The following is a 22,609-nucleotide window of genomic DNA, read 5'->3' as shown; positions in this document are numbered from 1 at the left end:
CGGCAAGGCGCTTTACGGAGGTTTGACTCGACGCTCGGTTTCACCGCAGGTCGGCCGCATATCCGGGAAGCACCCGGCGCAGGGCGCGCAGCGCGTAGTACGCGCGGGACTTCACGGTACCGGGTGGGATTCCCAGGGTTTGCGCTGCTTCCGCCACACTGGCCCCCTGGAAGTACACGAGCACCAGGACTTCACGGTGCTCCGGAGTGAGTGTCTTCACAGCCTCGCGGACATCGAGGGTGGCGGCCGCCCGCTCGGCGTGGTCGGCGCACACTCGCGCGTTCTCCAGAATCGCGTCGCCGACCTCCGGCGGGCGCGCCTGCCGGGCCCGCCGCGCGTCGATCGCGAGCCGGCGCCCGACGGTGAGCAGCCAGGGCCGTACGGAGTCGAAGTCGTCGGCACGCAGCGCCTCGGGATGCTGCCAGGCGCGTACCAGGGTCTCCTGTACGAGGTCTTCGGCGCGCTGCCGGTCTCCGTCGCAGAGCCGGAGCAGCAGCGCGAAGAGGGGCCGGCCGTGCTCGCGCTGAAGTGCGGCGAGCTCGTGCTCGGCGGTCGTCGTCCCGTTGATGAGGATGGTTCCGGCCGTCATGGCCGTATGGCATCGCAGGGGGTCGTCGGGGGACAGGGCGCGCACACGGATCTGCGGCGGACGGTCGATCGCGTCGACGAACGGTTCGACGAACGGTCCCGGCCACCCGTCGCGCGCGGGCCGGACGGGCTAATGAGCGTGTCGGAGCCGGGCGCAAGCGTGTCCTGATTCTTACCTATTGGTGTGTAAATACGACTACATCGGGGTGAGAGATGATCGCACGCAGTAGACAGGTGGCCCTGGCCCTGACCGCCCTCCTCGCCGCGGGCGCCGCCTGTCAGGCCGACCGGCATGAGGCGCCGGGACGCCCCGCTCCCTCCGCGGAAGGCCCCCGCGGCTTCACCCTCGTCGCCTCCGGCGACGTCCTCCCGCACAGCTCGATCATCGACCGCGCCCGGTTCGACGCGGGCGGCACCGGCCATGACTTCCGTCCCATGTTCGCCGGGGTGAAACAGCTCGTCTCCCGCGCCGACGTGGCCCTGTGCCACATGGAGACCGTGTACGGCGAGAACGGCGACTACACCGGCTACCCCACCTTCAAGTCCCCGCCCGAGGTCGCCGCCGGCCTCGCCGCGACCGGCTACGACGGCTGCTCCACCGCCTCCAACCACAGCCTCGACGACGGCGCCGACGGCATCCGCCGCACCCTGGACGCCCTGGACCGGGCCGGCGTACGGCACGCCGGATCGGCGCGCGCCGAGGCCGAGGCCCGCACGGTCACGGTGCTGCGCGCCGGCTCCGCGCAGGTCGCCCACCTCGCCTACACCTACGACACCAACGGCTTCCCGCTGCCGCCGGGACAGCCCTGGGCGGTCAACCTGATCGACGAGAACAGGATCCTGGCGGACGCGCGGGCCGCCCGTAAGGCGGGCGCCGACGTGGTCGCCGTATCGCTGCACTGGGGCACCGAATGGCAGGACGAGCCCGACGAGCGGCAGACGGCCCTGGCCCGCGCCCTCACCGCCGCCCGCACCGGCGACCGGCCCGACGTCGACCTGATCCTCGGCACGCACGCCCATGTCCCGCAGGCCTACGAGAAGGTCAACGGCACCTGGGTGATCTACGGCATGGGCGACCAGATCGCCGGCGAGATGTTCAACCACTCCGGGGTCCAGGACCCGCGCGGCAACCAGTCCACCCTCGGCCGCTTCACCTTCGCCCCGCCCGCGCAGCCCGGCGGGCGCTGGCGGGTGACGAAGGCCGAGTTCGTCCCGCAGGTGTTCGACATCGACGCGGGCCGGGTGGTGAACCTCAACGCAGCACTCGCCCAGGGCGCCGACGTACGCGCCGTGCGCGACCGCATCCGGGACGTGGTGCTGAGCCGGGGCGCCGCCGCGGACGGGCTCGTGATGGGGGACTAGTCCACGTCCACCTGGTCCACGTCCACGTGGTCGAAGGTCCTCAGCATCTCCTTCAGCACCCGCTTGCACGCCCGCAGTTCGGCGTCGGTGAGATCGCCGCCGACCTGCCGGTTCAGGGCGTGCTCGCGCGCGAGGATCGCGTCGATCAGCGCCTCGCCCTCGCCCGTGATCCGGATCAGCGAGGACCGCTGGTGCGCGGGGTTGGGCGTGACCTCCGCCCAGCCCCCGGCCACCGCGTCGTTGACCATGCGCTGCACGAACTGCCGGGACAACGCCATGATCCGGCCCATCTGGGGCACCGTCATGGACCCGTACCTGCGCAGCAGCACCAGCACGGAGCGCACGCCGACGGAGACCCCCTCGACCTCCTCGCCCTGCTCGATCTTGCGCAGGCCGCGGCGGTAGAGCGCGCCGATCAGGTCGAACACCTCGGAGACGCGGTGGCCGAGTTCGTCGGGGGGGAGCGGGGCGTCGTTGTCGTTCACCAGGACATCATGCACCGGCCCATCATGACAACCAGGTTGTCAAAGTCGCGGCGAGATGACACCTTGGTTGTCATGACTGGTGCTTCGGATCTTCGTTTCTTCCCGTCCCGTGACGGCGACCTCGCCTACCTCGACTCCGGCTCCGGGGACCTCGTGGTCCTCGTCCACGCCGGCTTCGTCGACCACCGCTTCTGGGCGGACCAGATACCGGCGCTCGCCGCCGAGTACCGGGTGATCGCCCCGGACGTACGCGGCCACGGCTTCTCGGCCAACGCGACGCAGCCGTTCCGCTGGGCCGACGACCTCGCCGACCTGCTGCGCCACCTCGACGCGGGGCCCGCGGTCCTGGTCGGCCTGTCGATGGGCGGGGTCGTCGTCACCGACACGCTGCTGGAACACCCCGAACTCGTCCGTGCCGTGGTCACCTGCGGCGCCGCGACCGGCGACTTCCAGTACAGCGACGCCTGGACCCGCGAGATCCAGGCCGAGTACGCGCGCACGCTCGGCGCCGGTGACATCCAGGGCTGGCTCGCCGCCTTCCTGCGGGTCCTGCCCGGCGAGCACCGGTCGGCCGACGACTTCGACCCCTCGATCGCCCGCCGGCTCCAGGAGATGGCCCTGCACACCGTCTCCAAGCACACGCCCGGCGAGAAGGACTGGCATGTGCGCGTGACCGACTCCTGGTCCCGTCTGGACCGGATCGAGGTCCCCCTGCTCGCCCTCAACGGCACCCTGGAGCCCGCCGAGATGATCGACGCGGCCGACCGGCTCGCCGGCACCGTCCGCGACGGCCGCGCCGTGACCATCGAGGGCGTCGGCCACTACCCGAACCTGGAGAGGCCCGAGGAGTTCAACAAGATCCTGCTGGAGTTCCTCCGCGCACTCTGAGAAACGGCCGCGCGGTGGCTACGGCACGACCGTGACCGGCCACCGCCCGGCCTTCACCAGCCGCACCGCGACCGAACCGACGATCCGGTGCCCGGCCTGCTCGGAGGCGCCCACCACCACGGCGTCCGCCTTGAGCTCGTCGGCCGCCTTGACCAGCCCGCTGTAGGGGTCGCCGCGGAAGGTGTGGAACTCCCAGCGCACGTCGAATATCCCCTTCGTGCGCTCCGTCGCCTCCCGGATCTGCGCGACGAGGTCCTCGGCGATCGCGTCGGTCGCCTCAGCGACCGGCGCCCCGAGCGCCGCGCCCGCCGACATCACCGGCTGTACGTACACCACGGCGAGCAGCGCCCGCTGCCGACGGGCCAGACCGCCCGCGTAGGCAGCCGCCCGCAGTGAGGAGTCGGAGCCGTCCACCCCGACCACGATGACCTTCGGCCCGTCCGTGCCCCGCTCGAACCCCTGCGCGTGCTGTTCCGTCACGGCTTCGAGGCTATCGGAAACCGCAGGTACCGCGGTCGTGGGCCCGCTCGACGGGTGCAGGGCCGGAGTGCTTGGTGAGGCTGAGCGCCATCCCCGGCCTGACGACCCGTCATAGGCCGCCCGGGTGGAATCCTGCCGCCGCTCCGGTGTCGTTGTGGTGCGTCGGTGCCCGGCCGGGCGACTGATGAGTCATGCAGAAGGATCAGTTGCTCACACGGCTGCTCACCCGCCGCCGGGCCCTGCTCGCCGGTGCGGCCGCCGTCGGGGCGGCCGGTACCGCCGGGCTGTTCGCGCTCGGCGGGGGCGAGGAGCCGGTACGCGCCGCCGCGCCCGCCGCCGGCCCCCCGGCGCGCCGCCCGCTCAAACCCTCCTCCTACCGACTCCAGCCCCTGACCGGCTACGGCCCGCCGCGAGCGGCGCCCCGCCGCACCCTCGTCCGCAGCGCCCCGCTGCTACGGATGTCCGGACGCGGCCGCACGATGGTGCTGACCTTCGACGACGGCCCCGACCCCCGCTACACCCCGGCCATCCTGGACACGCTCGCCGAGTACGACGTCCGCGCGATGTTCTTCGTGTGCGGGGAGATGGCCGCCGACCACAAGGAACTCCTGGCCCGCATGGCCGACGAAGGCCATGTGGTCGGCAACCACACCTGGTCCCACCCGCTGTTGACCCGGCTGAGCCGCGGTGAGATCCGCTCACAGATGGAACGCACCTGCGACGTCGTCGAGGAGGCGTACGGCGATCGGCCCCGGTGGTTCCGCGCGCCCTACGGCGCCTGGAACCGGGCGGCCTTCCAGCTCGGCGCCGAACTCGGCATGGAGCCGCTGGCCTGGACCGTCGACACCCTCGACTGGACCACCCCCGGCTCCCGCACCATCGTCGGCCGGGTCGAGAACGGCGCCGCCCCCGGCGTCGTGGTGCTCTCGCACGACGCCGGGGGCGACCGCTCCCAGAGCGTCCACGCGCTCAGGGACTATCTCCCCGGGCTGCTGGACGCCGGCTATCACGTCACCGTCCCCCAGCGGCAGTACGCCTGACGGGGGCCGGCAGCCCGCCCGGCCGGGGGACGCTCAGCGGACCTCGACCAGGCGGGCGAAGGCGACGACATTGCCGTCGTAGCCGTTCTGCTTGGAGAAGCCGCCGCCGCAGGTGATGACCCGCAGTTCCGCGGAGCCCTTGGAGCCGTAGACACGGTCGCCGGGGAAGTTGTTCTTCTCGAAGACCTCGATGCCGTAGATCTCGAACACGGCCGTCTTTCCGTCCTTGCGTGCGACCTCGACGCGGTTTCCCTTCTTCAGTGCCCCCAGTCCGTAGAACACGGCGGGGCCCTGCTTGTTGTCGACATGGCCCACCACGACCGCGGTGCCCTTCTCCCCGGGAGCCACGGCGCCGGTGAACCAGCCGGCGAGGTTCGGGTCCTCCGGCGGCGGGGCGTCGACCCAGCCGGCGGCGTCCAGGCCGACCGGCATCATCGGCGCGTCGACCTGGATCGAGGGGATCCGCACCCGGTCGGGCACGGCGTACGGCAGCGGAGCCGGGGCCTTGGCGAAGGTGCCGCCCGGCACACGGCTGTCGGCCGCGGCCGCCGACGCGGGCTGCGGCGGGCCCACGTCGAATTCCCCCGAACCATTCCGAATGAGCGCGAGGCCGGTCAGTAGAACAAGCGCTATCACGCCCCAAGGAGCGCGCTTCTTCCGCTGCTCCTCCTCTTCGGCCAGCTCGGACGCAGACATTCGTATTCCCCTCTCGACGCGGCCGTCGCCCCGTCATTCGCGCATACGAGAACGCTAAGTCCGGCGCGCCGAACCGGCGACGGGGCAGCAGCGAACGGGTGGCCCCGGCCCCTTTCGGCAGGGGGTGGTGCGCCATCCGAGTTGCCGCCGCAAGGAAATTTCTGACGGTCCGTGACCTGCGGCGATATCCGATTGTGCGGTTATCGCTCGGCGTGTCCTCTCACCAGGACGGACCATTGCCGAAATGCGGGCCGCTGCACGGCATCTGAGGGTTTTTCCGGGAGGCGCTTTCTCGCCGATCCACCGGGGACGGTTCCCGGGGCGTCTCCCGCGGAGGATCAGATGCGCAACTCCCGTGCCCTGGCGGTGTCAGCAGCGGCGGTCGCCGCCCTCGGGCTCGCCGCACCGACGGCCGCCGCCTGGACCGACCCGAGCAATATCGTGGCCCTGCCCAGTGTCATCGCCCGCGGTGGGCAACTGACCATCACGGTGGACGGGACGTCCTGCCAGATGCCGGGCAGCACGGTCTCGTCGTCGGCGTTCCCGACCACCAAGCTCACCTCCATGGGAGGCTCGACGTCGAGTGCGAAGGTCACCATCAACAGCAATGCCAGCCCGGGCACTTACGACATCACGGCCAGCTGCGGTGAGGGCAAGACGCTGACCAAGCCGGCCGCCTTCACCGTCATCGGCGGTGTCCGCGGTGGTCTCGGCGGCAGCAGCTCCTCCGGCGCCACCCCCACCGACATGGCCATCGGCGGTGGGCTCGTGGCCGCCGCGCTGGTCGGCGGCGGGCTGTTCTGGATGCGCCGCCGGTCCGAGAAGCGCATCTGAGCCCGACGCTCTTCGGGGATCGCACGTGCACAGGCCGTTGCCCCGGCCCCCTCCGCGAGGGGGCCGGGGCAACGGCCTGTGCGGGCGGGCCGTGGTCAGCCGCCGTCCTCCCCGGTGCGCCGCCGGGAGAGGTGGTACGCGGCTCCCACGGAGCCCGCGATGAGCGCCGCGCCGAGGCCGATCTCCTTGAGGTCGAACCCGGCGGAGCTGCCGCCCTCACCGGCGTGCACGCCTCCCGGTGGAAAGGGCTGGGGAACCGGCTGATGGGTGGGCCGGCCGCCGGCGATGGTCAGGCTCGTGGAGCCGCTGATGCCGTCGCAGGCGAACGTCACCCGGTACATGGCGCCCGGTTTGGCGTCCCAGTCCACGACGGCCGTCGCCTGGCTGCTGTGCGACGGAATGGTGATCGTGTCGAAGACCGCGGAGGTGACCGTGGCGGAGCCCTTGCAGCCGCCGTTGTCACGGTCCAGGCGCAGCGTGACCTGCCCGCCCGCGGCGATGGTCGAGGGCAGGACGCTGAAGCCGAACGGCGTGATGTTGTCGTCGCCCTTCGCCAGGGCGGCGGGCGCGGTGAAGGTCAGGGCGGTCACGCCCAGCAGTGCGGCCGAAGCGACGCGTATCGCGCGCATGGTGGATCCTCCGGGTCCCCGAGGAGCAGCTGCGGACCTTTTCCGCTTGCGCCAGAAATGCACCTCGATGATCGGAACGCTAGGAAGGTGCGCACACGTGCGCGAACGCAGTCGTGCGAATGGGGCACGCGTGTGGGCCGCACAGGGGACACCGTTCCTGCGACCGGGGGACACGGGCGGCGCGGCGCCCCGACCCCCGGCCGTCCGGCGGGTGAGCGCTCGTCAGTCCTTGACGCCCGGGAAGAGGTTCAGGAACGGATCCGCGGACGCCGTGATGCCACGGCTGTAGGGCGCGTCGAAGTCCCAGATGAGGAAGAGCAGGAAGGCGATCAGCGCGGAGAACAGCACGGCGAGGATCAGTTCCCGTGGGGTCCGCCTGATCTGCAGGGCGAGGATCATCCCGATGGTGACCACGGCCCCGGCGATCAGCCCGAACCACACCACGCCCGGCATGGTCTCGCCGGTGGAGTTCGCGCGGGCGTTGCGCGCCTGGTCGGCGGCGGCCACCTGGTCGACGAGCGGCTGGTAGGCCTGGGCCTCGAAGTCCGTGCGCGGTTCGTAGTCGGTGACGTCCTCGCGGACGCGCTGGAGGAGCTCGGCGCCGCGGTCGGTGACCTCGCCCTGGTCGGCCATCGTCTGCCACTCGGTGTTCACGACGTGTCCGACATAAGCGTTGACATCCTCCCGAATGCGGTCGCGGACGTCGGGCGGGTAGACGCGCACCCGTTCGGAGACCTCGTGCAGCGCGACGGCCTCCGCCTGGACGTGGTCCTGGGCGGCGCTGCGGCCCTCCCAGACGCCCGCGATGGCCAGGCCCAGCACGATGGCGTAGACCACGCCGATCCACATCGTCATGTACTCGATGACGTCCGGGGTCTCGGAGGGGTCCTCGTTGTCCGACGCGGTGCGGTGCCGTACGAACGTGATGACGACCACCACGACGCACGCGGCCAGCATCGCGAGGGTGAGAACAAGCCATTCCGGCAAGGGGTGCCTCCAGGGATCAGCGCGGACGGAGCGCGGCGACGGCGACCACGGCGGGCGCGGCAATGAGCAGAACGAAGGTGAGGGGGTCGGTGGCACTGTTCGCCGGCCGCTTCTGCGGCTGCGTGGCGCGGTAGCGCGGGTAGTGCACGGGGGCCACGGAGGGGGGTGGCGGGGCGGGCCTGGCCGACGGGGGTGGGGTCGGCTTCGGCGTGGGCGTCGGGGTGGGCGGGGGTGGCGGGGGCGGCTGCGGGAGGGGCGCCGCCGGCCGGGGCGTCGGGGCCGGGGGTGGCTTCGGGGTCGGCTTCGGTGGCGGGTCCGGGGTGGGCGTGGGCGTGGGCTTCGGCGGAGGCGGCTTCGGCGTCGGTGTGGGGGTGGGCGTCGGTGTCGGCGTAGGCGTCGGTGACGGGCACGGCGGGGGAGGCGGGGTCGGTGACGGGCACGACGGCGGAGTGGGCCAGGTGGCGCTCCCGGCGACCGCGACCGCTTCCGTGCCCCCCGGTCCGGTCGAGGCGTACGCGCAGGCGTCGGCCGCGGCCGGCCCGGCCGGCACCCCCACCAGGAGCCAGGTCAGCGCCACCGCGGCCAACACCCGTGCGCCGAGGGCGGATTGGGTCGGTTCGAGTGCATGCACGACGGAGATCATGAGGCCTGGAGGAGGCTTGCACCCCCCGCAGCAACGGGGATTGCCCCGAAGGGGGGAACTATCGTGTCCGGCCGTTTGATCGATGGTCGCTCATGCGTCCAGCGGGCCGAGCGTCTGTGCGACTCGGGGTCGCGGTGTCACAGGTTTCCGAAAGAAATTTGTGAGGCCGTTGAACACGACCATGGTCCCCGTGCGTACCCAGTGTCGTGCGGCGGCGCAGCAGGGCGCTGCAACACCCTTGCGATTATGGGGAGTTGACGATGAAGACCTCGTGGCGGAGCGCCTCGCTCGTGGTGAGCGCCGTGGCCGTGCTGGCGCTGACGACGGCGTGCGGTTCGGAGAGCACCCCGCCGGCGAGCAGCCAGAACGTGGGCGCCACGGCCGCGGCGGGCGAATACGGAAGTGCCGGTACCGGACTGGGATCGAGTGCCGACACCGGCGCCGGTGCGCAGGGGGCGGCGGCCCCGGCGGACTCCGCCGGCGAGCTGTCCGTGGCGACGAACGCCGAACTCGGCAAGGTGCTGACCGACAGTGCCGGGCTGACCCTCTACCGCTTCGACAAGGACACCGCGGAGCCGCCGAAGTCGAACTGCGAAGGCGACTGCGCCACGACCTGGCCGCCGGTTCCGGCGGACGACGCCACCGCCGGCGAGGGCATCGACAAGGCGCTGCTCGGCGAGGTCACCCGGGCCGACGGCACCAAGCAGCTGACGGTGGGCGGCTGGCCCGCGTACCGGTACGCAAAGGATGTCAACGCCGGTGAGGCCAAGGGGCAGGGAGTGGGCGGCACCTGGTACGCGCTGGCCCCCGACGGCAAGAAGGCCCAGGTGGCCGATCTGCCCGGCCTGTCCACCCGTAAGGACCCCAACCTCGGCGAGATCGTCGTCGACAAGAACGGCATGACGGTCTACCGCTTCATGAAGGACGAGGCCTGGCCGAAGCCGGTGTCCGCCTGCACCGGCGCCTGCCTGGAGAAGTGGCCGGTCGTGGCGCCCGTGGCGAACGACGACACCAAGGGCGTGCAGAAGAAGGGCCTGATGAGCTTCACCCGGCCCGACGGCGCCAAGCAGCAGACGGTCAACTGCTGGCCCATCTACACCTTCGCCGGTGACAAGGCTCCCGGCGACACCAACGGTCAGGGCGTGGGCGGCACCTGGTTCGCCGTGGCGCCCGACGGAAAGCCGGTCGGCGCGCCGGAGGAGGAGTAGGGAGGCGGCAAGAGAGAGCGAGTGCCGGACGAACGGTCAGCGCGCGCGACCCACCGGTCCGCCCCCTCCGCACCGCACGGAGGGGGCGGACCGTTGTGCGGTGCGAGACCCCAACTCTTCGTCCCCTTCAGCATGGTTGAGAACTCTGTGGAATGCTTCGGTCGCATTTCGTAGTGGATTCGCGGGTGCACAATTCGGCACGTGCCGCAGGCAGTGACCGGGAACGGACGGTCAATTTCCGTTTCGGCTCGCTCCTTTGGCGGGCGATCAGTAGCCTCAGCTCGAACACTGGATCGCCTGAGCCTTGGAGAGATAGATGGAGCGTCCCGCCTGGGCACCACGGAGCATCGACATCTCGGTGCCGAGCGTCTCGCGAATCTACGACTACTACCTGGGCGGTTCGCACAACTTCGAGGTGGACCGGGAAGCGGCCCGCAAGGCCATGGAGTTCCTGCCGGGACTTCCCAAGATCATGCAGGCGAACCGGGCGTTCATGCGCCGCGCCGTGCGTCATGCGGCCGCCGAGGGCATCACCCAGTTCCTCGACATCGGTTCCGGCATCCCGACCTTCGGCAACGTCCACGAGGTGGCCCAGGCGGCCACCCCCGACGCGCACGTCGTCTACGTCGACCACGACCCCGTGGCCGTCGCGCACAGCCAGGCTGTGCTGGCCGGGGACGACGCCACGGACGTCCTCGCGGCCGATCTGCGCAAGCCCGGAGACATCCTGGCGAGCCCTCAGGTGGAGCGGCTGATCGACCTGAACCGTCCGGTGGCGCTGCTCCTCGTTGCCATACTGCACTTCGTGGAAGACGCGGACGACCCCTACGGGGCAGTGGCCGAACTGCGCGATGCCCTCGCGCCCGGCAGCATGCTGATCCTCACGCATGCCTCGTACGAGGGAATCCCGCTGCCGACCGAGCGGGCCGAGGGCACGGTCGGCGTATACAAGGACATTCGCAACCCGCTGATCATGCGCTCGCGCGACGAGATCGCGCGGTTCTTCGAGGGGTACGACATGGTGGAACCCGGACTGGTGTCGATGCCGCAGTGGCGGCCGGACACCGCACCGGAGGAGGAGGATCCATGGGCCTTCTCCGGTTTCGCGGGCGTTGGGCGTACGGCGTGAGCGCGGGGCCGGACGGGCCGGAGGACAGACTGCGCCGGTTCGCGACGATCTGGAGCCGGGCCGTGTTCCCGGTGACCTCGACGTCGTCGACCCGGCCGGAGTTCGAGGAGCAACTGCTGCCGCTCGCCCGGCGGTTGAGCCAGGCGCTGCGGGCCCGGGCGTTCGACGCGGACGAGGGCAGGGCGGTCGGCGCCGCCCTTGTCTCCGCGCACTGCACCGACCCCGAAGCGCTCAGCCGCAGCCTCGACTGCGTGGACGCCTATCTCGTCCTGTACTGCGGCGAGGACGGCGACCAGGACGACCTGCGGGCCCGCTGCGCCCGCCTCCAGCACGCCATGGCCGCCGGATACGCGCAGGCGCTGCGCGAGCGGACCCTGGGCGAGCAGGAGGCGATCTCGGCGGCCGCCCTCCAGGCGCAGGGCGCGGTCGCCCAGGCCCTGCACGCCAGCGAGGCCCGCTTCCGTGCGGTCTTCGAGGGCGCCGCCATAGGAATCGGCATCGCCGATCTCTCGGGCAACATACTGCAGGTCAACGGCGCGCTGGTGCGCATGTTCGGCGGCGCGGAACAACTGGTGCGCGGCCGCAACGTCATGGAGTGGACGCACCCCGAGGACGCCCCGCAGGTCTGGAAGCTCTACGAGGAACTCGTCCGCGGCGAGCGCGAGCACTACCACGTCGAGAAGGCGTTCTACCGCCCCGACGGAACGGTCCTGTGGACCAATCTGACGGTCTCCCTGCTCCGCGATGCCGACGGCAACCCCGAGTACCAGCTCGCCCTCATGGAGGACACCACCGAGCGACGGCTGCTCAACCTCCGGCTGCGCTACGAGGCCACGCACGACGCGCTCACCGGACTGCCCAACCGCACCCTGTTCTTCGAACGCCTGGAGAAGGCGCTCGGCGCCGGCACGGGCCAGCGGTTCGGGCTGTGCTACCTCGACCTCGACGGCTTCAAGACCATCAACGACAGCCTCGGCCACGCGGCCGGCGACCGGCTGCTCGTGGAGGTCGCCGACCGGCTCCAGTCCTGCGCGACCGCGCCCGGCGAGATGGTCGCCCGGCTCGGCGGCGACGAGTTCGTGGCGCTGACCACCGGCACCGACACCGAGCGCGAGGTCGACGAGCTGGCCGCCCGCATCATGAACGCGCTGGTCGCCCCGATCATGGTGGACGGCCGGGAGCTGACCGTGCGCGGCAGCATCGGCATCGTCGAGGGCCCGGCGGGCGAGCGCAGCCCCGCGGAGGTGCTGCGCAGCGCCGACATCACCATGTACCGGGCCAAGTCGGCGGGCGGCAACCGCTTCGAACTGGCCGATCCGGAGGCCGACGCCCGCGCGATCACCCGGCACGGCCTGACCACCGCGCTGCCGACCGCCCTGGACCGGGGCGAGTTCTTCATCGAGTACCAGCCGCTGGTGCACCTCGGCGACGGCAGCGTCCGGGGCGCGGAGGCGCTGGTGCGCTGGCTGCATCCGCAGCACGGCGTCCTCGGCCCGGACCGGTTCATCCCGCTCGCCGAGCACACGGGACTGATCGTTCCGCTGGGCCGCTGGGTGCTGGAGCAGTCGGTGCGGCAGGCCCGCGAGTGGCGGGACCGCCACTCCGACGCCGGCCCGCTGCGCATCAACGTCAACCTCTCGCCGTGCCAGCTCACGCACCCCGGTCTGGTGCAGGACACGGTCGACATCCTGGAGCGCACGGGCGTGGCACCCGACGCGCTGTGCCTGGAGGTCACCGAGTCGGCGCTGATCGGCGCCGACGACGACCTGCTCAAGCCGCTGCGCCGACTGGCCGAGATGGGCGTCGACATCGCCCTGGACGACTTCGGCACCGGCTACTCCAACCTCGCCAACCTGCGCCGGCTGCCGGTGAGCGTGCTCAAGCTGGATCGCTCCTTCACCCAGAGCATGCAGCAGTTCCCGGCCGACCCCGTGGACCTCAAGATCGTCGAGGGGATCGTTTCGCTTGCCCACAGCCTGAACCTCGCGGTGACGGTCGAGGGCGTCGAGACGGGGGCCCAGGCCGAGCAGCTCCGCATACTCGGCTGCGACACGGCCCAGGGCTGGTACTACGCCCGCCCGGGCCCGCCCGAGCGGCTGCACGAGCTGGCGCTGGTGGACGCGACGGGGTGAGGAGCGTCTGCCGCGCGGTGAGCTGAGAGCGGCAGCCGCGCGGTGGCCTGCCGGTGGCCCCCTTCCTACGATCGAAGAGGGGCCGCCGGCGCCCTGAGCGGAGGGAGCGCAGCCATGGACGTCGTGAACATGCGTCGCCTCTTCGAGGCCCACCGCGCGGCCGAGGCGGCGCGCGACATCGACTCGATCCTGCAGACCTTCGCCGACGACTGTTTCCTGGAGACGCAGGCTCTGGGGCTGCGCAGTCAGGGGCGGGAAGCGGTGCGGGCCGCGTACGGACAGCAGTATTTCGTCGCCTTCCCGGACCTCGCCCCGCAGGACGAGGGCATCGCCTTCGGCGACGAGGTCATCGCCGTGTGGGGAACCCTGCGCGGCACCAGCCTGGGCCACTGGCTCGGCGTCCCGCCCGGCGGGGGCGCCTTCGAGGTGCCCTTCGCCAACATCGTCCCCTTCAAGGAGGGTCTGATGGCCGGCGAGACGATCTACTTCGACCTGGCCACGCTCTGCGAACAGGCGGGGATCCCGCTGGACGCCGTACGCGAGGCGGCGGCCCGCCGCAGGGCGGCCGCCTAAGCGGGCCGGGCGAAGTCGGCTGCGGTTCGGTAGCGCCCTGAAGGGGCGCGGGGCTGTATCGATATGCGGCTCCGCCGCGCGGGCGCGACCAGCCACGACGGCGTCGCGGCCGACCGACGGCACGGTGCTGTACTTCGAGCGGAGCGCTTAGCGTTCGAGCAGCATCCGCTGAAGTTCCCTCGCGGCCCGCGGCGGGGCCACGTCGCTGCGGTGCGCCAGTGCGATCGTGCGGTGCAGGCCGGGCCGGGCCAGCGGAGTGACCCGTAGCCCGCGCCCCGCCCGTGCCGCCACCATCCGCGGGACGACGGCCAGCCCCAGCCCGGCGCGTACGAAGCCCAGGACCGCGTCCATCTCGCCGCCCTCGACCGCGAAGTCCGGTTCGAAGCCCTCGGCGCGGCAGGCGGCGACGGTCAGTTCGCGCAGGTCGTAGCCGTGGCGGAACATCACCAGGCGTTCGCCCTCCAGGTCGGCGATCCGTACGGAGCGGCGGCCGTGGCCGGGCCGGGGGGCGTCCGGGGAGGAGACCACGACCAGGTCCTCGCGCAGCAGTTCCACCGTGGCGAGCGCCGGGGACGGCGTCGGGAGCGGGAGGACGACCAGGGCCAGGTCGAGGGCGCCGCGCGCCAGTTCCCGTACGAGATCGTGCGAGCCGCCCTCCTCGATCATCAGGCGGATGCCGGGATAGCGGTCGTGGAAGGCGCGCAGCACGTCCGGGAGGAGGCCGGTGCACAGACTCGGTGTCGCGCCCAGCCGGACCCGGCCGCTGCGCAGCTGTACGAGTTCCTGAACTTCGAGCCGGGCTGTATCCGCGTCGGCCAGGATCCGCCGGGCCAGCGGCAGCAGGGCCTCGCCCGCGTCGGTGAGCGTGATGTTGCCGCGGGCCCGCAGGAACAGGTCGGCGCCCAGCTCACGCTCCAGCGCCTTGATCTGCTGGGACAGGGACGGCTGCGCCACGTGGACGAGGTCGGCGGCCCGGGTGAAGTGCCGGGTCTCGGCGACTGCCACGAAGTACTGGAGCTGCTGGAACTGCATGGCCCTCATGATAGGCATCACCTATCGAATCGAGGCGGACCATGTCTTGGACCGATGGGGCCGTCCGGCCCTAGCGTCTTGAGCCATGGCTCTGGCAACGCGGACGGACCGACGGCCGTCCATGGCACGCACGGTGTGGGACAGCTCCGTCGGCAAGAAGACCGTGATGGCGGTCAGCGGACTGATCATGCTGCTGTACCTGGTCGTCCACATGATCGGCAACCTGAAGATCTTCTTCGGGGCAGGCGAGTTCAACCACTACGCGCACTGGCTGCGCACGGTCGGCGAACCCTTCATGCACTACGAGTGGACGCTGTGGCTCATCCGCGTCGTGCTGGTCGTCGCCGTCGTCGCGCACGCCACGTCCGCCTACCAGCTCAGCCGCCGCGACATCAAGGCACGGCCCAGCAAGTACGTGCACAAGAAGCCGCGGGCGAGCTACGCCACGCGCACCATGCGCTGGGGCGGGATCATCCTCGGCCTGTTCATCGTCTGGCACATCCTGGACCTGACCACCGGCACCGTGCACTCCGGCGGCTTCCAGGAGGGCCACGCCTACCAGAACGTCGTGGACACCTTCTCCACCTGGTACGGCAACGTCATCTACATCGTCGCGATGCTCGCGCTCGGCCTGCACATCCGGCACGGCTTCTGGAGCGCGGCCCAGACCCTCGGCGCGGGCAGCCGCAGCCGCGACCGTGCCCTGAAGGCCACGGCCAACGTCCTCGCACTGCTGCTCACGGCCGGCTTCATCGCCGTACCCGTGGGCGTCATGACCGGAGTGGTGAGCTGACCATGACGTACACGGAATACGTGACCGGCGAACCCGTCGTCGACTCCAAGGCCCCCTCCGGCCCGATCAACGAGCGCTGGGACAAGCGCCGTTTCGAGGCCAAGCTGGTCAACCCGGCCAACCGGCGCAAGCACACGGTGATCGTCGTCGGCACGGGTCTGGCCGGCGGCTCCGCCGGGGCCACGCTCGCCGAACAGGGCTACCACGTCGTCCAGTTCTGCTACCAGGACTCCCCGCGCCGCGCCCACTCGATCGCCGCGCAGGGCGGCATCAACGCCGCGAAGAACTACCGCAACGACGGCGACTCCGTCCACCGGCTGTTCTACGACACCGTCAAGGGCGGCGACTTCCGGGCGCGGGAGTCGAACGTGCACCGCCTCGCGCAGATCTCCGTGGAGATCATCGACCAGTGCGTGGCGCAGGGCGTGCCCTTCGCCCGTGAGTACGGCGGTCTGCTGGACACCCGCTCCTTCGGCGGCGTCCAGGTCTCCCGGACGTTCTACGCCCGCGGTCAGACGGGCCAGCAGCTGCTGCTCGGCGCGTACCAGGCACTCAGCCGGCAGATCGCCGCGGGCAACATCGAAATGCACCCGCGCACCGAGATGCTCGACCTGATCGTCATCGACGGCCGGGCCCGCGGCATCGTCGCCCGGGACCTGATCACCGGCAGGATCGACACCTACTTCGCGGACGCCGTCGTCCTCGCCAGCGGCGGCTACGGCAACGTCTTCTACCTGTCGACGAACGCCATGAACTCCAACGCCACCGCCGTCTGGCGGGCACACCGGCGCGGCGCCTACTTCGCCAACCCCTGCTTCACCCAGATCCACCCGACCTGCATCCCGCGCACCGGCGACCACCAGTCCAAGCTGACGCTGATGAGCGAGTCGCTGCGCAACGACGGCCGTATCTGGGTGCCGAAGGCCAAGGACGACGACCGTCCCGCGAACAAGATCCCCGAGGACGAGCGCGACTACTACCTGGAGCGCATCTACCCCTCCTTCGGCAACCTGGTGCCCCGTGACATCGCCTCCCGTGCCGCGAAGAACGTGTGCGACGAGGGCCGCGGCGTCGGCCCCGGCGGGCAGGGGGTCTACCTCGACTTCGCGGACGCGATCAAGCGGATGGGCCGCAAGGCCGTAGAGGCCAAGTACGGCAACCTCTTCGACATGTACCAGCGGATCACCGACGAGGATCCGTACTCGGTGCCGATGCGGATCTACCCGGCCGTGCACTACACGATGGGCGGACTGTGGGTCGACTACGACCTCCAGACCACGATCCCCGGCCTGTTCGCGGTCGGTGAGGCCAACTTCTCCGACCACGGGGCCAACCGGCTGGGCGCCTCGGCGCTGATGCAGGGCCTGGCCGACGGCTACTTCGTACTGCCGGCCACCATCAACGACTACCTGGCCAAGAACCCGCACCAGGAGTCGGTGACCGCCGAACACCCCGCGGTACAGGAGGTGTTGGCCGAGACCGAGGACCGGATCAACCTGCTGCTCTCCGTCGACGGCGACCGCACCCCCGACTCCTTCCACCGCGAAGTCGGCGAACTCATGTGGGAGTTCTGCGGCATGGCCCGCACCGACTCCGGCCTGCGCAAGGCCCTGGAGCGCATCCCGCAGATCCGCGAGGAGTTCTGGCGGCGCATCAAGGTGCCCGGCACCGGCGAGGAGTTCAACCAGTCGCTGGAGAAGGCCAACCGGGTCGTCGACTACCTGGAGCTCGCCGAGCTGATGTGCCTCGACGCCCTGCACCGCAGCGAGTCCTGCGGCGGCCACTTCCGCGAGGAGTCGCAGACGTCCGACGGCGAAGCGGCCCGCAGGGACGACGAGTTCACCTACGCGGCCGCCTGGGAGTTCACCGGGACGGGCGAGGCCCCGACCCTGCACAAGGAAGACCTGGTCTTCGAGTACGTCCACCCCACTCAGCGGAGCTACGCATGAAGCTCACCCTGCGCGTCTGGCGGCAGAAGAACGCCGACGCCGACGGCGCCATGTCCACGTACGAGGTGGACGGCATCTCCTCCGACATGTCCTTCCTGGAGATGCTCGACACGCTCAACGAGGAGCTCATCCTCAAGGGCGAGGACCCGGTCGCCTTCGACCACGACTGCCGCGAGGGCATCTGCGGCGCCTGCTCGCTCGTCATCAACGGCGACGCGCACGGGCCCGAGCGCACGACGACCTGCCAGCTGCACATGCGGTCCTTCAGGGACGGCGACACGATCGACATCGAGCCGTGGCGGGCGTCGGCGTTCCCCGTGATCAAGGACCTGGTCGTGGACCGGTCGGCCTTTGACCGGATCATCCAGGCCGGCGGTTACATCACGGCGCCGACGGGGGCCGCGCCGGAGGCGCACGCGACGCCGGTGCCGAAGCCGGACGCCGACTTCGCCTTCGAGCACGCCGAGTGCATCGGATGCGGGGCGTGTGTGGCGGCCTGTCCCAACGGGGCGGCGATGCTGTTCACTTCGGCGAAGATCAACCATCTGAACGTGCTGCCGCAGGGCGCGCCCGAGCGGGAGACGCGGGTGCTGGACATGGTGGCCCAGATGGACGAAGAGGGCTTCGGCGGCTGCACATTGACCGGGGAGTGCGCGACCGCCTGCCCGAAGGGCATTCCGCTGATGTCCATCACCGGCATGAACAAGGAGTGGCTGCGGGCCACGCGCAAGGTGGCCAAGAAGTAGGCAGCCGAAGACGTTCGCCGTATCGCGCGGACGGGCGGGGCCGGGAGTGGTGCTCCCCGGCCCCGTCTCGCATCTGGGGCCTCGGTAGTCTGCGCGCATGATCTTCGGAAGTCAGCAGCAGGAACGGTTCGTTGAGGCCGTGGGCCAGTTCGAGGCCGCGGTGCGCGAGCAGGAACCGGACCGGGCGGAACGCGCGTTCCACGAGATGTACCGCGGCTTCCAGGACGCGGGGCCGCAGGAGGTCGCACAGGCCGGCCCGCGCCTGGCCGCCCTGCTGTCCGAGGTGCCGCCGGGGCCGCGCGGCACCATAGCCGTGATCGTCGGCGCCTGCGTGGAACGCGGCGCCGACCCGGCGGCCTGCGCGCCGTACATCTTCGTGGAGCTGGCCGAGACCCTGGCAGCCGTGGGGGAGTTCTGCGAGCGGTGGGCGGAGACAGGCGGCGGGGACTTCCCCGACCCGGAGCCCGGCGAGGCGGATCCGGCGATCTTCGAACGGGTGGGACCGGAGGCGGCCCTGGCCTGGCTGTCGCTGCCCCAGTTCGAGATGGCGACCCTCGCCATGCTCAACCACCCCGGCGTGCGCACCGCCCTGGACGGCTCGCTGCGGACCCGGCTGCTGCGGGCGGTGCGAGCGGTGACGGAGGCCTCCGGGCACGAGTTCAAGTGCCTGTTCTACGCCCTGCTCGTCCTCGACGACGAGCCACTGGTCGTACTGCACCGCCCCACCGGCACCGGCTACCGGATGCGGATGAGCGGCATCGGCGACAACTTCCAGCTGCACACCCTGCTCGCGGACGTGCTCGTCGGCGGCGGCCATGTGCCCGGCCGGGCCCCCTCCCCCGAGGAGGCGGCGGTGTGCCGGGACGCGCCGGGACAGGTGCACACCGTGGGGTCGTTCAACCTGGTGACCTCCGGCGGGGAGTGGGTGTGGAACGAGGGCACGCCCGCCGACATCCCGGTCGTCGACGGCGTCCGCCTGCTCGTCCTCGACCCGCCGCCCTACGAGCGCAGCTGGCCCTCGGGCCGGTTCTTCCCGCATATGACCGGCGACCTCGTCCTGGAACGGGTCCTCGACGCCGCCGAGACGCGCTACTGGCTGGAGGGCTGCGCACCGGCCCGGTGACGGGCCCGGACCGTTCCGTTCAACAACCCCACATCCCCTCTCCTGGCGGTGGACACGCGCAGGACGCCCGGCATCGGAAGAACTGTTGCGGCCGCTCAACCGTCCCCGGCCCGTGACCAGGAGAGAGCCATGACCGGCGTATCCACGCTCGACCGTCCCCCGCAGGCGCCCACCCGCTACACCGTCACCCTCGCCCGCGACGAGGCCGACGTGCGGGCCGCGCAGAAGCTGCGGCACGACGTGTTCGCCGGCGAGATGGGTGCCCTGCTGTCCGGCCCCCAGCCCGGGTACGACATCGACCCCTTCGACGCCTACTGCGACCACCTGCTCGTCCGTGACACGGAGACCGGGCAGGTGGTCGGCACCTACCGGCTGCTGCCGCCGGAGCGGGCCGCGGTCGCCGGGCGGCTGTACTCGGAGGGCGAGTTCGACCTGACCCGGCTCGACTCGATCCGCCCGGGCCTCGTCGAGGTCGGCCGCTCCTGCGTCCACCCCGACCACCGTGACGGCGCGGTCATCGGCCTCATCTGGGCCGGCATCGCCCGTTACATGGTCCAGGGCGGCCACGAGTGGCTGGCCGGCTGCTGCTCGATACCGCTCGCCGACGGCGGCGCACTGGCCTCCGGCACCTGGGAACGGGTGCGCGCCAAGAACCTGGCCCCCGAGGGGTACCGGGTACGGCCCCTGCTGCCATGGACGCCGGGCGAGCCCGCCGCCGGCCGCACGGAGCTGCCGCCCCTGCTGCGCGGCTATCTGCGCCTGGGCGCCTGGGTGTGCGGCGAGCCCGCCCTCGACCCCGACTTCGGCGTCGCCGACCTGTACGTCCTGCTGTCGATGAGCCGGGTCAACCAGCGCTATCTGCGGCACTTCCTCTCCCTCGTCCCGGCCTGATGAGCGTCTGGCTGCCCAGCGCGCCCTGCACCCCGGGGGCGTGCGTGGAGCGGACGGGGACGTCGATTTCCGCACCCCGCGCGGTGCTCCGGCTGCTGGCGGTCGTGTCCCTGCTGCTCGTCGGCGTCGCCCTGGCCCCGCTCGGCCGGCGCATCCCGGCCGAGCCGGTCCGCCGATGGTCCCGGGCGGTCGTGCGGGCGGCGGGCGTACGCGTGGAGATCACCGGCGCGGCCCCGCCCGACGGCGGACTCCTCCTCGTCGCCAACCACATCTCCTGGCTGGACATCCCCCTGCTCGCCGCCGTGCGGCCGGCCCGGATGCTGGCCAAGACCGAGATACGGCAGTGGCCGGTGGCCGGACCCCTGGCCGCGCTGGGCGGCGTCCTCTTCATCGAACGGGACCGGCTGCGCGCCCTCCCGGACACCGTCGCCCGCATCGCGCAGGCCCTGCGGGACGGCGCCGCGGTCGGCGTCTTCCCCGAGGGCAGCACCTGGTGCGGACGCGCCCAGGGCCACTTCCGCCGGGCCGTCTTCCAGGCCGCCCTCGACGCGGGCGTCCCGGTACAGCCCGTACACCTGCGGTACCGGATCGCGCGGGGAACGACCAGCACGGCGCCGGCGTTCGTCGGTGAGGACAATCTGCTCACGTCACTGTGGCGGGTGGCGACGGCCCGTGAACTGGTGGCGGAGGTCGAGGTACGGGAGCTGATCAGGCCGTGCACCCACGCCGACCGCCGCGCACTGGCCGGGGCCGCCGAGTCGGCCGTGAATAATCGCTTGCCTGTCGGCGACAGCGGTGGATGCAATGTCCGGCATGATCACCCACGGATCGCCCGTCCGGATCGGCGCCCTCGCCCCGCTGACCCGGCCCGGCTGGGCCGAGGCCGGCCAACACCTGCTCGCCGGCCTTGAGTTGGCCGTTCGCGAGGTCAATGACGGCGGCGGGATCGGCGGACGGCCACTGGAGCTGGTGGTCCGGGACACCGCGGCGGACCCACGGCGGGCCGAGACGGCCGTAGAAGAACTGGCCCGGCTGGGCGTGGCCGCGCTGGCGGGGGAGTACCACAGCGTCGTCGCCCGCGCCGCTGCCACCCGGGCCGACGCCCTCGGCCTGCCGTACCTGTGCTCGTCAGCGGTCCTCGACGCGCTCACCGAACAGCCGACGCAATGGGTCGCGCGCCTCTCCCCGCCGCAGTCCCGGGGCTGGCGGGTCTACGCGGACTTCCTCCTCGGCGCGGGCCACCGACGCATCGCCGTAGCGACCCAGCCGAGTGTCTACTGGGCGACCGGGACCGGGATTTTGCGGGACCACCTCGCCGCGCACGGCGGCACCGTCACCGAGCTCGACATGACCGCGCTCACCCCGGCGGCCGTGTGCGACGCGCTCGTCGACAGCCGCGCTACAGCACTTCTTCTCCTGGTCGGCCATCCGGAGCCGGCCGTGCCGATCGTGCAGTCCGTCCGTGGGGACAAGCGGCTGGCCGAGATGCTGATCGGTGCTCCGGCCGGGCAGCCGGAGTTCGCCGAATGGGCGAAGGCGTTGGGCGACGACGGCGCCGCGATTCCGTTCCTGCGCTACCTGCCGGAGCGCCTCGGCCCACTGGGTACGCGCGTCGGGACGGCCCTGGGTGAACGGCTGGGCGCGGCGCCCTCGTTCGTCGCCTTCGAGGGCTACGACACGATCACCGTCCTCGCCGAGGTGCTTCGCTCACACGGCACGGACCGGGCGCGCATCGCGGAAGCCTGGCCGCGCGTCGCGGTCGAAGGCACCCGCGGACGGATCCAGTTCTCCCGCACGCCGGGTATCGGTGTGTGGCAGTGGACTTGGGCGCCCATCCAGGTCGTTGACCGCGACCCCGCGGAACTCGGTCGCTTCAGGATCCTTCACGCCGGCTGAGAGAGATCGTGCAGCAGAAAGTGAAGCTGCACGTTGTCCGTCGAGTCCGCCCACAGCCCCTCGGCATCGAGCACCGACGCCGCGACCATCCGTGCCTCGGCGACGAGTTCGGGGTCGTAGGCGAAGCCCGGCCGGGGGAGGGCCGGGTAGTCGTGCGCTTCGCCGAACCGCCGTACCCGCTCGATGTCCCCCAGGACCGCGCGCGGCAGCGAATCGTTCGCCCAGGACCACAGCCAGCTCTGCTGGGCGAGGCTCACACTGCCGATCATCGTGAGTCGCCCGGTGAGGAACACCTGCTCGTCACGCGACCACGTGATCCGCGCGTCGTCCATCGACCAGTTGTACTGCACGTCCCCGGACAGTCCGTAGCGCTCCACCATGAGGGCCTGCCGCGCTCGGGCACGCTCGCGAGCCGCGCTCACGACCTCCTCCCAGCCGGAGTGGTCATGATTCGAGCGGTCTTCCACGGTGCCTCCTCGTACGGGCCTGTCGACAAGATCTTCTC

24 protein-coding genes are annotated in these 22,609 nt (G+C 71.3%); 15 read left to right on the top strand and 9 right to left on the bottom strand.

The features are described 5' to 3' along the window. Positions 1 to 40 precede the first annotated feature (40 nt). Entirely contained in the window at positions 41 to 589 is a 549-nt protein-coding gene (locus AB0Q90_RS04045; protein ID WP_363158867.1) for a sigma-70 family RNA polymerase sigma factor, read from the bottom strand. Positions 590 to 801: 212 nt separating this feature from the next. Here AB0Q90_RS04045 and AB0Q90_RS04040 point away from each other — a divergent pair, with 212 nt between their 5' ends. Then, entirely contained in the window at positions 802 to 1,950 is a 1,149-nt protein-coding gene (locus AB0Q90_RS04040; protein WP_363158865.1) for a CapA family protein, read from the top strand. On the opposite strand, the gene AB0Q90_RS04035 is transcribed toward AB0Q90_RS04040, so the two are convergent. Beyond that, a complete protein-coding gene (locus tag AB0Q90_RS04035; protein ID WP_363158863.1) occupies positions 1,947 to 2,435 on the bottom strand; it encodes a MarR family transcriptional regulator in 489 nt (162 codons plus the stop codon). The two genes, AB0Q90_RS04040 and AB0Q90_RS04035, sit on opposite strands and share 4 nt — an antisense overlap. A gap of 72 nt (positions 2,436 to 2,507) precedes the next feature. Between AB0Q90_RS04035 and AB0Q90_RS04030 the strand changes: the two genes are divergently transcribed. After that, the gene (locus AB0Q90_RS04030) at positions 2,508 to 3,323 is read left to right on the top strand and encodes an alpha/beta hydrolase (protein WP_363158861.1); all 816 of its coding nucleotides are present in this window, start codon (positions 2,508 to 2,510) and stop codon (positions 3,321 to 3,323) included. Positions 3,324 to 3,341: 18 nt separating this feature from the next. On the opposite strand, the gene AB0Q90_RS04025 is transcribed toward AB0Q90_RS04030, so the two are convergent. Further along, the gene (locus tag AB0Q90_RS04025) at positions 3,342 to 3,803 is read right to left on the bottom strand and encodes a universal stress protein (protein ID WP_363158860.1); all 462 of its coding nucleotides are present in this window, start codon (positions 3,801 to 3,803) and stop codon (positions 3,342 to 3,344) included. A 191-nt stretch (positions 3,804 to 3,994) separates the two neighbouring features. Between AB0Q90_RS04025 and AB0Q90_RS04020 the strand changes: the two genes are divergently transcribed. Continuing rightward, complete coding sequence (locus tag AB0Q90_RS04020) at positions 3,995 to 4,843, top strand: polysaccharide deacetylase family protein (RefSeq protein ID WP_363158859.1); 849 nt, start codon at positions 3,995 to 3,997, stop codon at positions 4,841 to 4,843. A 33-nt stretch (positions 4,844 to 4,876) separates the two neighbouring features. On the opposite strand, the gene AB0Q90_RS04015 is transcribed toward AB0Q90_RS04020, so the two are convergent. Beyond that, positions 4,877 to 5,539, bottom strand: a complete 663-nt coding sequence (locus AB0Q90_RS04015) for a class F sortase (RefSeq protein WP_363158858.1) — start codon at positions 5,537 to 5,539, stop codon at positions 4,877 to 4,879. 342 nt (positions 5,540 to 5,881) lie between these two features. Here AB0Q90_RS04015 and AB0Q90_RS04010 point away from each other — a divergent pair, with 342 nt between their 5' ends. Continuing rightward, complete coding sequence (locus tag AB0Q90_RS04010) at positions 5,882 to 6,373, top strand: hypothetical protein (RefSeq protein WP_363158857.1); 492 nt, start codon at positions 5,882 to 5,884, stop codon at positions 6,371 to 6,373. Positions 6,374 to 6,468: 95 nt separating this feature from the next. Here the strand turns inward: AB0Q90_RS04010 and AB0Q90_RS04005 are convergent, their stop codons facing one another. The 3 genes from AB0Q90_RS04005 to AB0Q90_RS03995 form a co-directional block, all read right to left on the bottom strand. Continuing rightward, a complete protein-coding gene (locus tag AB0Q90_RS04005; RefSeq protein WP_363158856.1) occupies positions 6,469 to 7,002 on the bottom strand; it encodes a hypothetical protein in 534 nt (177 codons plus the stop codon). Between the two features lie 222 nt (positions 7,003 to 7,224). Continuing rightward, a complete protein-coding gene (locus AB0Q90_RS04000; protein WP_363158855.1) occupies positions 7,225 to 7,989 on the bottom strand; it encodes a hypothetical protein in 765 nt (254 codons plus the stop codon). A gap of 16 nt (positions 7,990 to 8,005) precedes the next feature. Further along, complete coding sequence (locus AB0Q90_RS03995; RefSeq protein ID WP_363158854.1) at positions 8,006 to 8,137, bottom strand: hypothetical protein; 132 nt, start codon at positions 8,135 to 8,137, stop codon at positions 8,006 to 8,008. 755 nt (positions 8,138 to 8,892) lie between these two features. Between AB0Q90_RS03995 and AB0Q90_RS03990 the strand changes: the two genes are divergently transcribed. From AB0Q90_RS03990 to AB0Q90_RS03975, 4 genes are all read left to right on the top strand, one after another. Then, complete coding sequence (locus AB0Q90_RS03990) at positions 8,893 to 9,840, top strand: SCO0930 family lipoprotein (RefSeq protein ID WP_363158853.1); 948 nt, start codon at positions 8,893 to 8,895, stop codon at positions 9,838 to 9,840. Positions 9,841 to 10,156: 316 nt separating this feature from the next. Continuing rightward, positions 10,157 to 10,969: an SAM-dependent methyltransferase gene (locus AB0Q90_RS03985; protein WP_363158852.1), complete on the top strand. Its 813-nt coding sequence runs from the start codon at positions 10,157 to 10,159 to the stop codon at positions 10,967 to 10,969. After that, positions 10,966 to 13,101, top strand: coding sequence for an EAL domain-containing protein (locus AB0Q90_RS03980; protein WP_363159085.1), 2,136 nt, complete (start codon positions 10,966 to 10,968; stop codon positions 13,099 to 13,101). The genes AB0Q90_RS03985 and AB0Q90_RS03980 overlap by 4 nt, the downstream gene beginning before the upstream one ends. Positions 13,102 to 13,215: 114 nt before the next feature. Then, entirely contained in the window at positions 13,216 to 13,674 is a 459-nt protein-coding gene (locus AB0Q90_RS03975) for an ester cyclase (protein ID WP_363158851.1), read from the top strand. A 147-nt stretch (positions 13,675 to 13,821) separates the two neighbouring features. Here AB0Q90_RS03975 and AB0Q90_RS03970 read toward each other — a convergent pair whose 3' ends face one another. Further along, positions 13,822 to 14,706, bottom strand: coding sequence for a LysR substrate-binding domain-containing protein (locus tag AB0Q90_RS03970; RefSeq protein WP_363158850.1), 885 nt, complete (start codon positions 14,704 to 14,706; stop codon positions 13,822 to 13,824). A gap of 121 nt (positions 14,707 to 14,827) precedes the next feature. On the opposite strand from AB0Q90_RS03970, the gene AB0Q90_RS03965 reads away from it, so the two are divergent. From AB0Q90_RS03965 to AB0Q90_RS03935, 7 genes are all read left to right on the top strand, one after another. Beyond that, complete coding sequence (locus AB0Q90_RS03965) at positions 14,828 to 15,499, top strand: succinate dehydrogenase (RefSeq protein ID WP_363159084.1); 672 nt, start codon at positions 14,828 to 14,830, stop codon at positions 15,497 to 15,499. Positions 15,500 to 15,501: 2 nt separating this feature from the next. Next, complete coding sequence (locus AB0Q90_RS03960) at positions 15,502 to 17,448, top strand: fumarate reductase/succinate dehydrogenase flavoprotein subunit (protein ID WP_363158848.1); 1,947 nt, start codon at positions 15,502 to 15,504, stop codon at positions 17,446 to 17,448. Continuing rightward, positions 17,445 to 18,194 carry a succinate dehydrogenase/fumarate reductase iron-sulfur subunit gene (locus tag AB0Q90_RS03955; protein ID WP_363158846.1) on the top strand — a complete coding sequence of 250 codons (750 nt, stop codon included), beginning with the start codon at positions 17,445 to 17,447 and terminating at the stop codon, positions 18,192 to 18,194. Before AB0Q90_RS03960 ends, AB0Q90_RS03955 begins: the two co-directional genes overlap by 4 nt. A gap of 97 nt (positions 18,195 to 18,291) precedes the next feature. Then, positions 18,292 to 19,317, top strand: a complete 1,026-nt coding sequence (locus tag AB0Q90_RS03950; protein ID WP_363158845.1) for a hypothetical protein — start codon at positions 18,292 to 18,294, stop codon at positions 19,315 to 19,317. A gap of 129 nt (positions 19,318 to 19,446) precedes the next feature. Further along, the gene (locus AB0Q90_RS03945) at positions 19,447 to 20,208 is read left to right on the top strand and encodes a GNAT family N-acyltransferase (protein ID WP_363158844.1); all 762 of its coding nucleotides are present in this window, start codon (positions 19,447 to 19,449) and stop codon (positions 20,206 to 20,208) included. Next, positions 20,208 to 21,119: a lysophospholipid acyltransferase family protein gene (locus AB0Q90_RS03940; protein ID WP_363158843.1), complete on the top strand. Its 912-nt coding sequence runs from the start codon at positions 20,208 to 20,210 to the stop codon at positions 21,117 to 21,119. Before AB0Q90_RS03945 ends, AB0Q90_RS03940 begins: the two co-directional genes overlap by 1 nt. Then, positions 21,022 to 22,104, top strand: a complete 1,083-nt coding sequence (locus tag AB0Q90_RS03935; protein WP_363158842.1) for an ABC transporter substrate-binding protein — start codon at positions 21,022 to 21,024, stop codon at positions 22,102 to 22,104. The genes AB0Q90_RS03940 and AB0Q90_RS03935 overlap by 98 nt, the downstream gene beginning before the upstream one ends. Here AB0Q90_RS03935 and AB0Q90_RS03930 read toward each other — a convergent pair. After that, positions 22,092 to 22,571, bottom strand: coding sequence for a DUF6882 domain-containing protein (locus AB0Q90_RS03930; RefSeq protein WP_363158841.1), 480 nt, complete (start codon positions 22,569 to 22,571; stop codon positions 22,092 to 22,094). The genes AB0Q90_RS03935 and AB0Q90_RS03930 overlap by 13 nt on opposite strands. Between the last annotated feature and the right edge of the window lie 38 nt (positions 22,572 to 22,609).

Source organism: Streptomyces sp. NPDC079141, from assembly GCF_040686775.1.
GTDB lineage: Bacteria > Actinomycetota > Actinomycetes > Streptomycetales > Streptomycetaceae > Streptomyces.
The sequence above is the reverse complement of the archived record's forward strand: the minus strand, read 5'-3'. Positions and strand labels throughout refer to the sequence as shown.

Excerpts from the sequence above, each read along its gene's own strand:
- AB0Q90_RS04015 (WP_363158858.1), bottom strand. The coding sequence starts at position 5,539 with ATGTCTGCGTCCGAGCTGGCCGAAGAGGAGGAGCAGCGGAAGAAGCGC.
- AB0Q90_RS03955 (WP_363158846.1), top strand. The coding sequence starts at position 17,445 with ATGAAGCTCACCCTGCGCGTCTGGCGGCAGAAGAACGCCGACGCCGAC.
- AB0Q90_RS04020 (WP_363158859.1), top strand. The coding sequence starts at position 3,995 with ATGCAGAAGGATCAGTTGCTCACACGGCTGCTCACCCGCCGCCGGGCC.
- AB0Q90_RS04040 (WP_363158865.1), top strand. The coding sequence starts at position 802 with ATGATCGCACGCAGTAGACAGGTGGCCCTGGCCCTGACCGCCCTCCTC.
- AB0Q90_RS03945 (WP_363158844.1), top strand. The coding sequence starts at position 19,447 with ATGACCGGCGTATCCACGCTCGACCGTCCCCCGCAGGCGCCCACCCGC.
- AB0Q90_RS04010 (WP_363158857.1), top strand. The coding sequence starts at position 5,882 with ATGCGCAACTCCCGTGCCCTGGCGGTGTCAGCAGCGGCGGTCGCCGCC.
- AB0Q90_RS04045 (WP_363158867.1), bottom strand. The coding sequence starts at position 589 with ATGACGGCCGGAACCATCCTCATCAACGGGACGACGACCGCCGAGCAC.
- AB0Q90_RS03940 (WP_363158843.1), top strand. The coding sequence starts at position 20,208 with ATGAGCGTCTGGCTGCCCAGCGCGCCCTGCACCCCGGGGGCGTGCGTG.
- AB0Q90_RS03965 (WP_363159084.1), top strand. The coding sequence starts at position 14,828 with ATGGCACGCACGGTGTGGGACAGCTCCGTCGGCAAGAAGACCGTGATG.
- AB0Q90_RS04030 (WP_363158861.1), top strand. The coding sequence starts at position 2,508 with ATGACTGGTGCTTCGGATCTTCGTTTCTTCCCGTCCCGTGACGGCGAC.
- AB0Q90_RS03960 (WP_363158848.1), top strand. The coding sequence starts at position 15,502 with ATGACGTACACGGAATACGTGACCGGCGAACCCGTCGTCGACTCCAAG.
- AB0Q90_RS03990 (WP_363158853.1), top strand. The coding sequence starts at position 8,893 with ATGAAGACCTCGTGGCGGAGCGCCTCGCTCGTGGTGAGCGCCGTGGCC.
- AB0Q90_RS03970 (WP_363158850.1), bottom strand. The coding sequence starts at position 14,706 with ATGCAGTTCCAGCAGCTCCAGTACTTCGTGGCAGTCGCCGAGACCCGG.
- AB0Q90_RS03950 (WP_363158845.1), top strand. The coding sequence starts at position 18,292 with ATGATCTTCGGAAGTCAGCAGCAGGAACGGTTCGTTGAGGCCGTGGGC.
- AB0Q90_RS03985 (WP_363158852.1), top strand. The coding sequence starts at position 10,157 with ATGGAGCGTCCCGCCTGGGCACCACGGAGCATCGACATCTCGGTGCCG.
- AB0Q90_RS04005 (WP_363158856.1), bottom strand. The coding sequence starts at position 7,002 with ATGCGCGCGATACGCGTCGCTTCGGCCGCACTGCTGGGCGTGACCGCC.
- AB0Q90_RS03975 (WP_363158851.1), top strand. The coding sequence starts at position 13,216 with ATGGACGTCGTGAACATGCGTCGCCTCTTCGAGGCCCACCGCGCGGCC.
- AB0Q90_RS03935 (WP_363158842.1), top strand. The coding sequence starts at position 21,022 with ATGATCACCCACGGATCGCCCGTCCGGATCGGCGCCCTCGCCCCGCTG.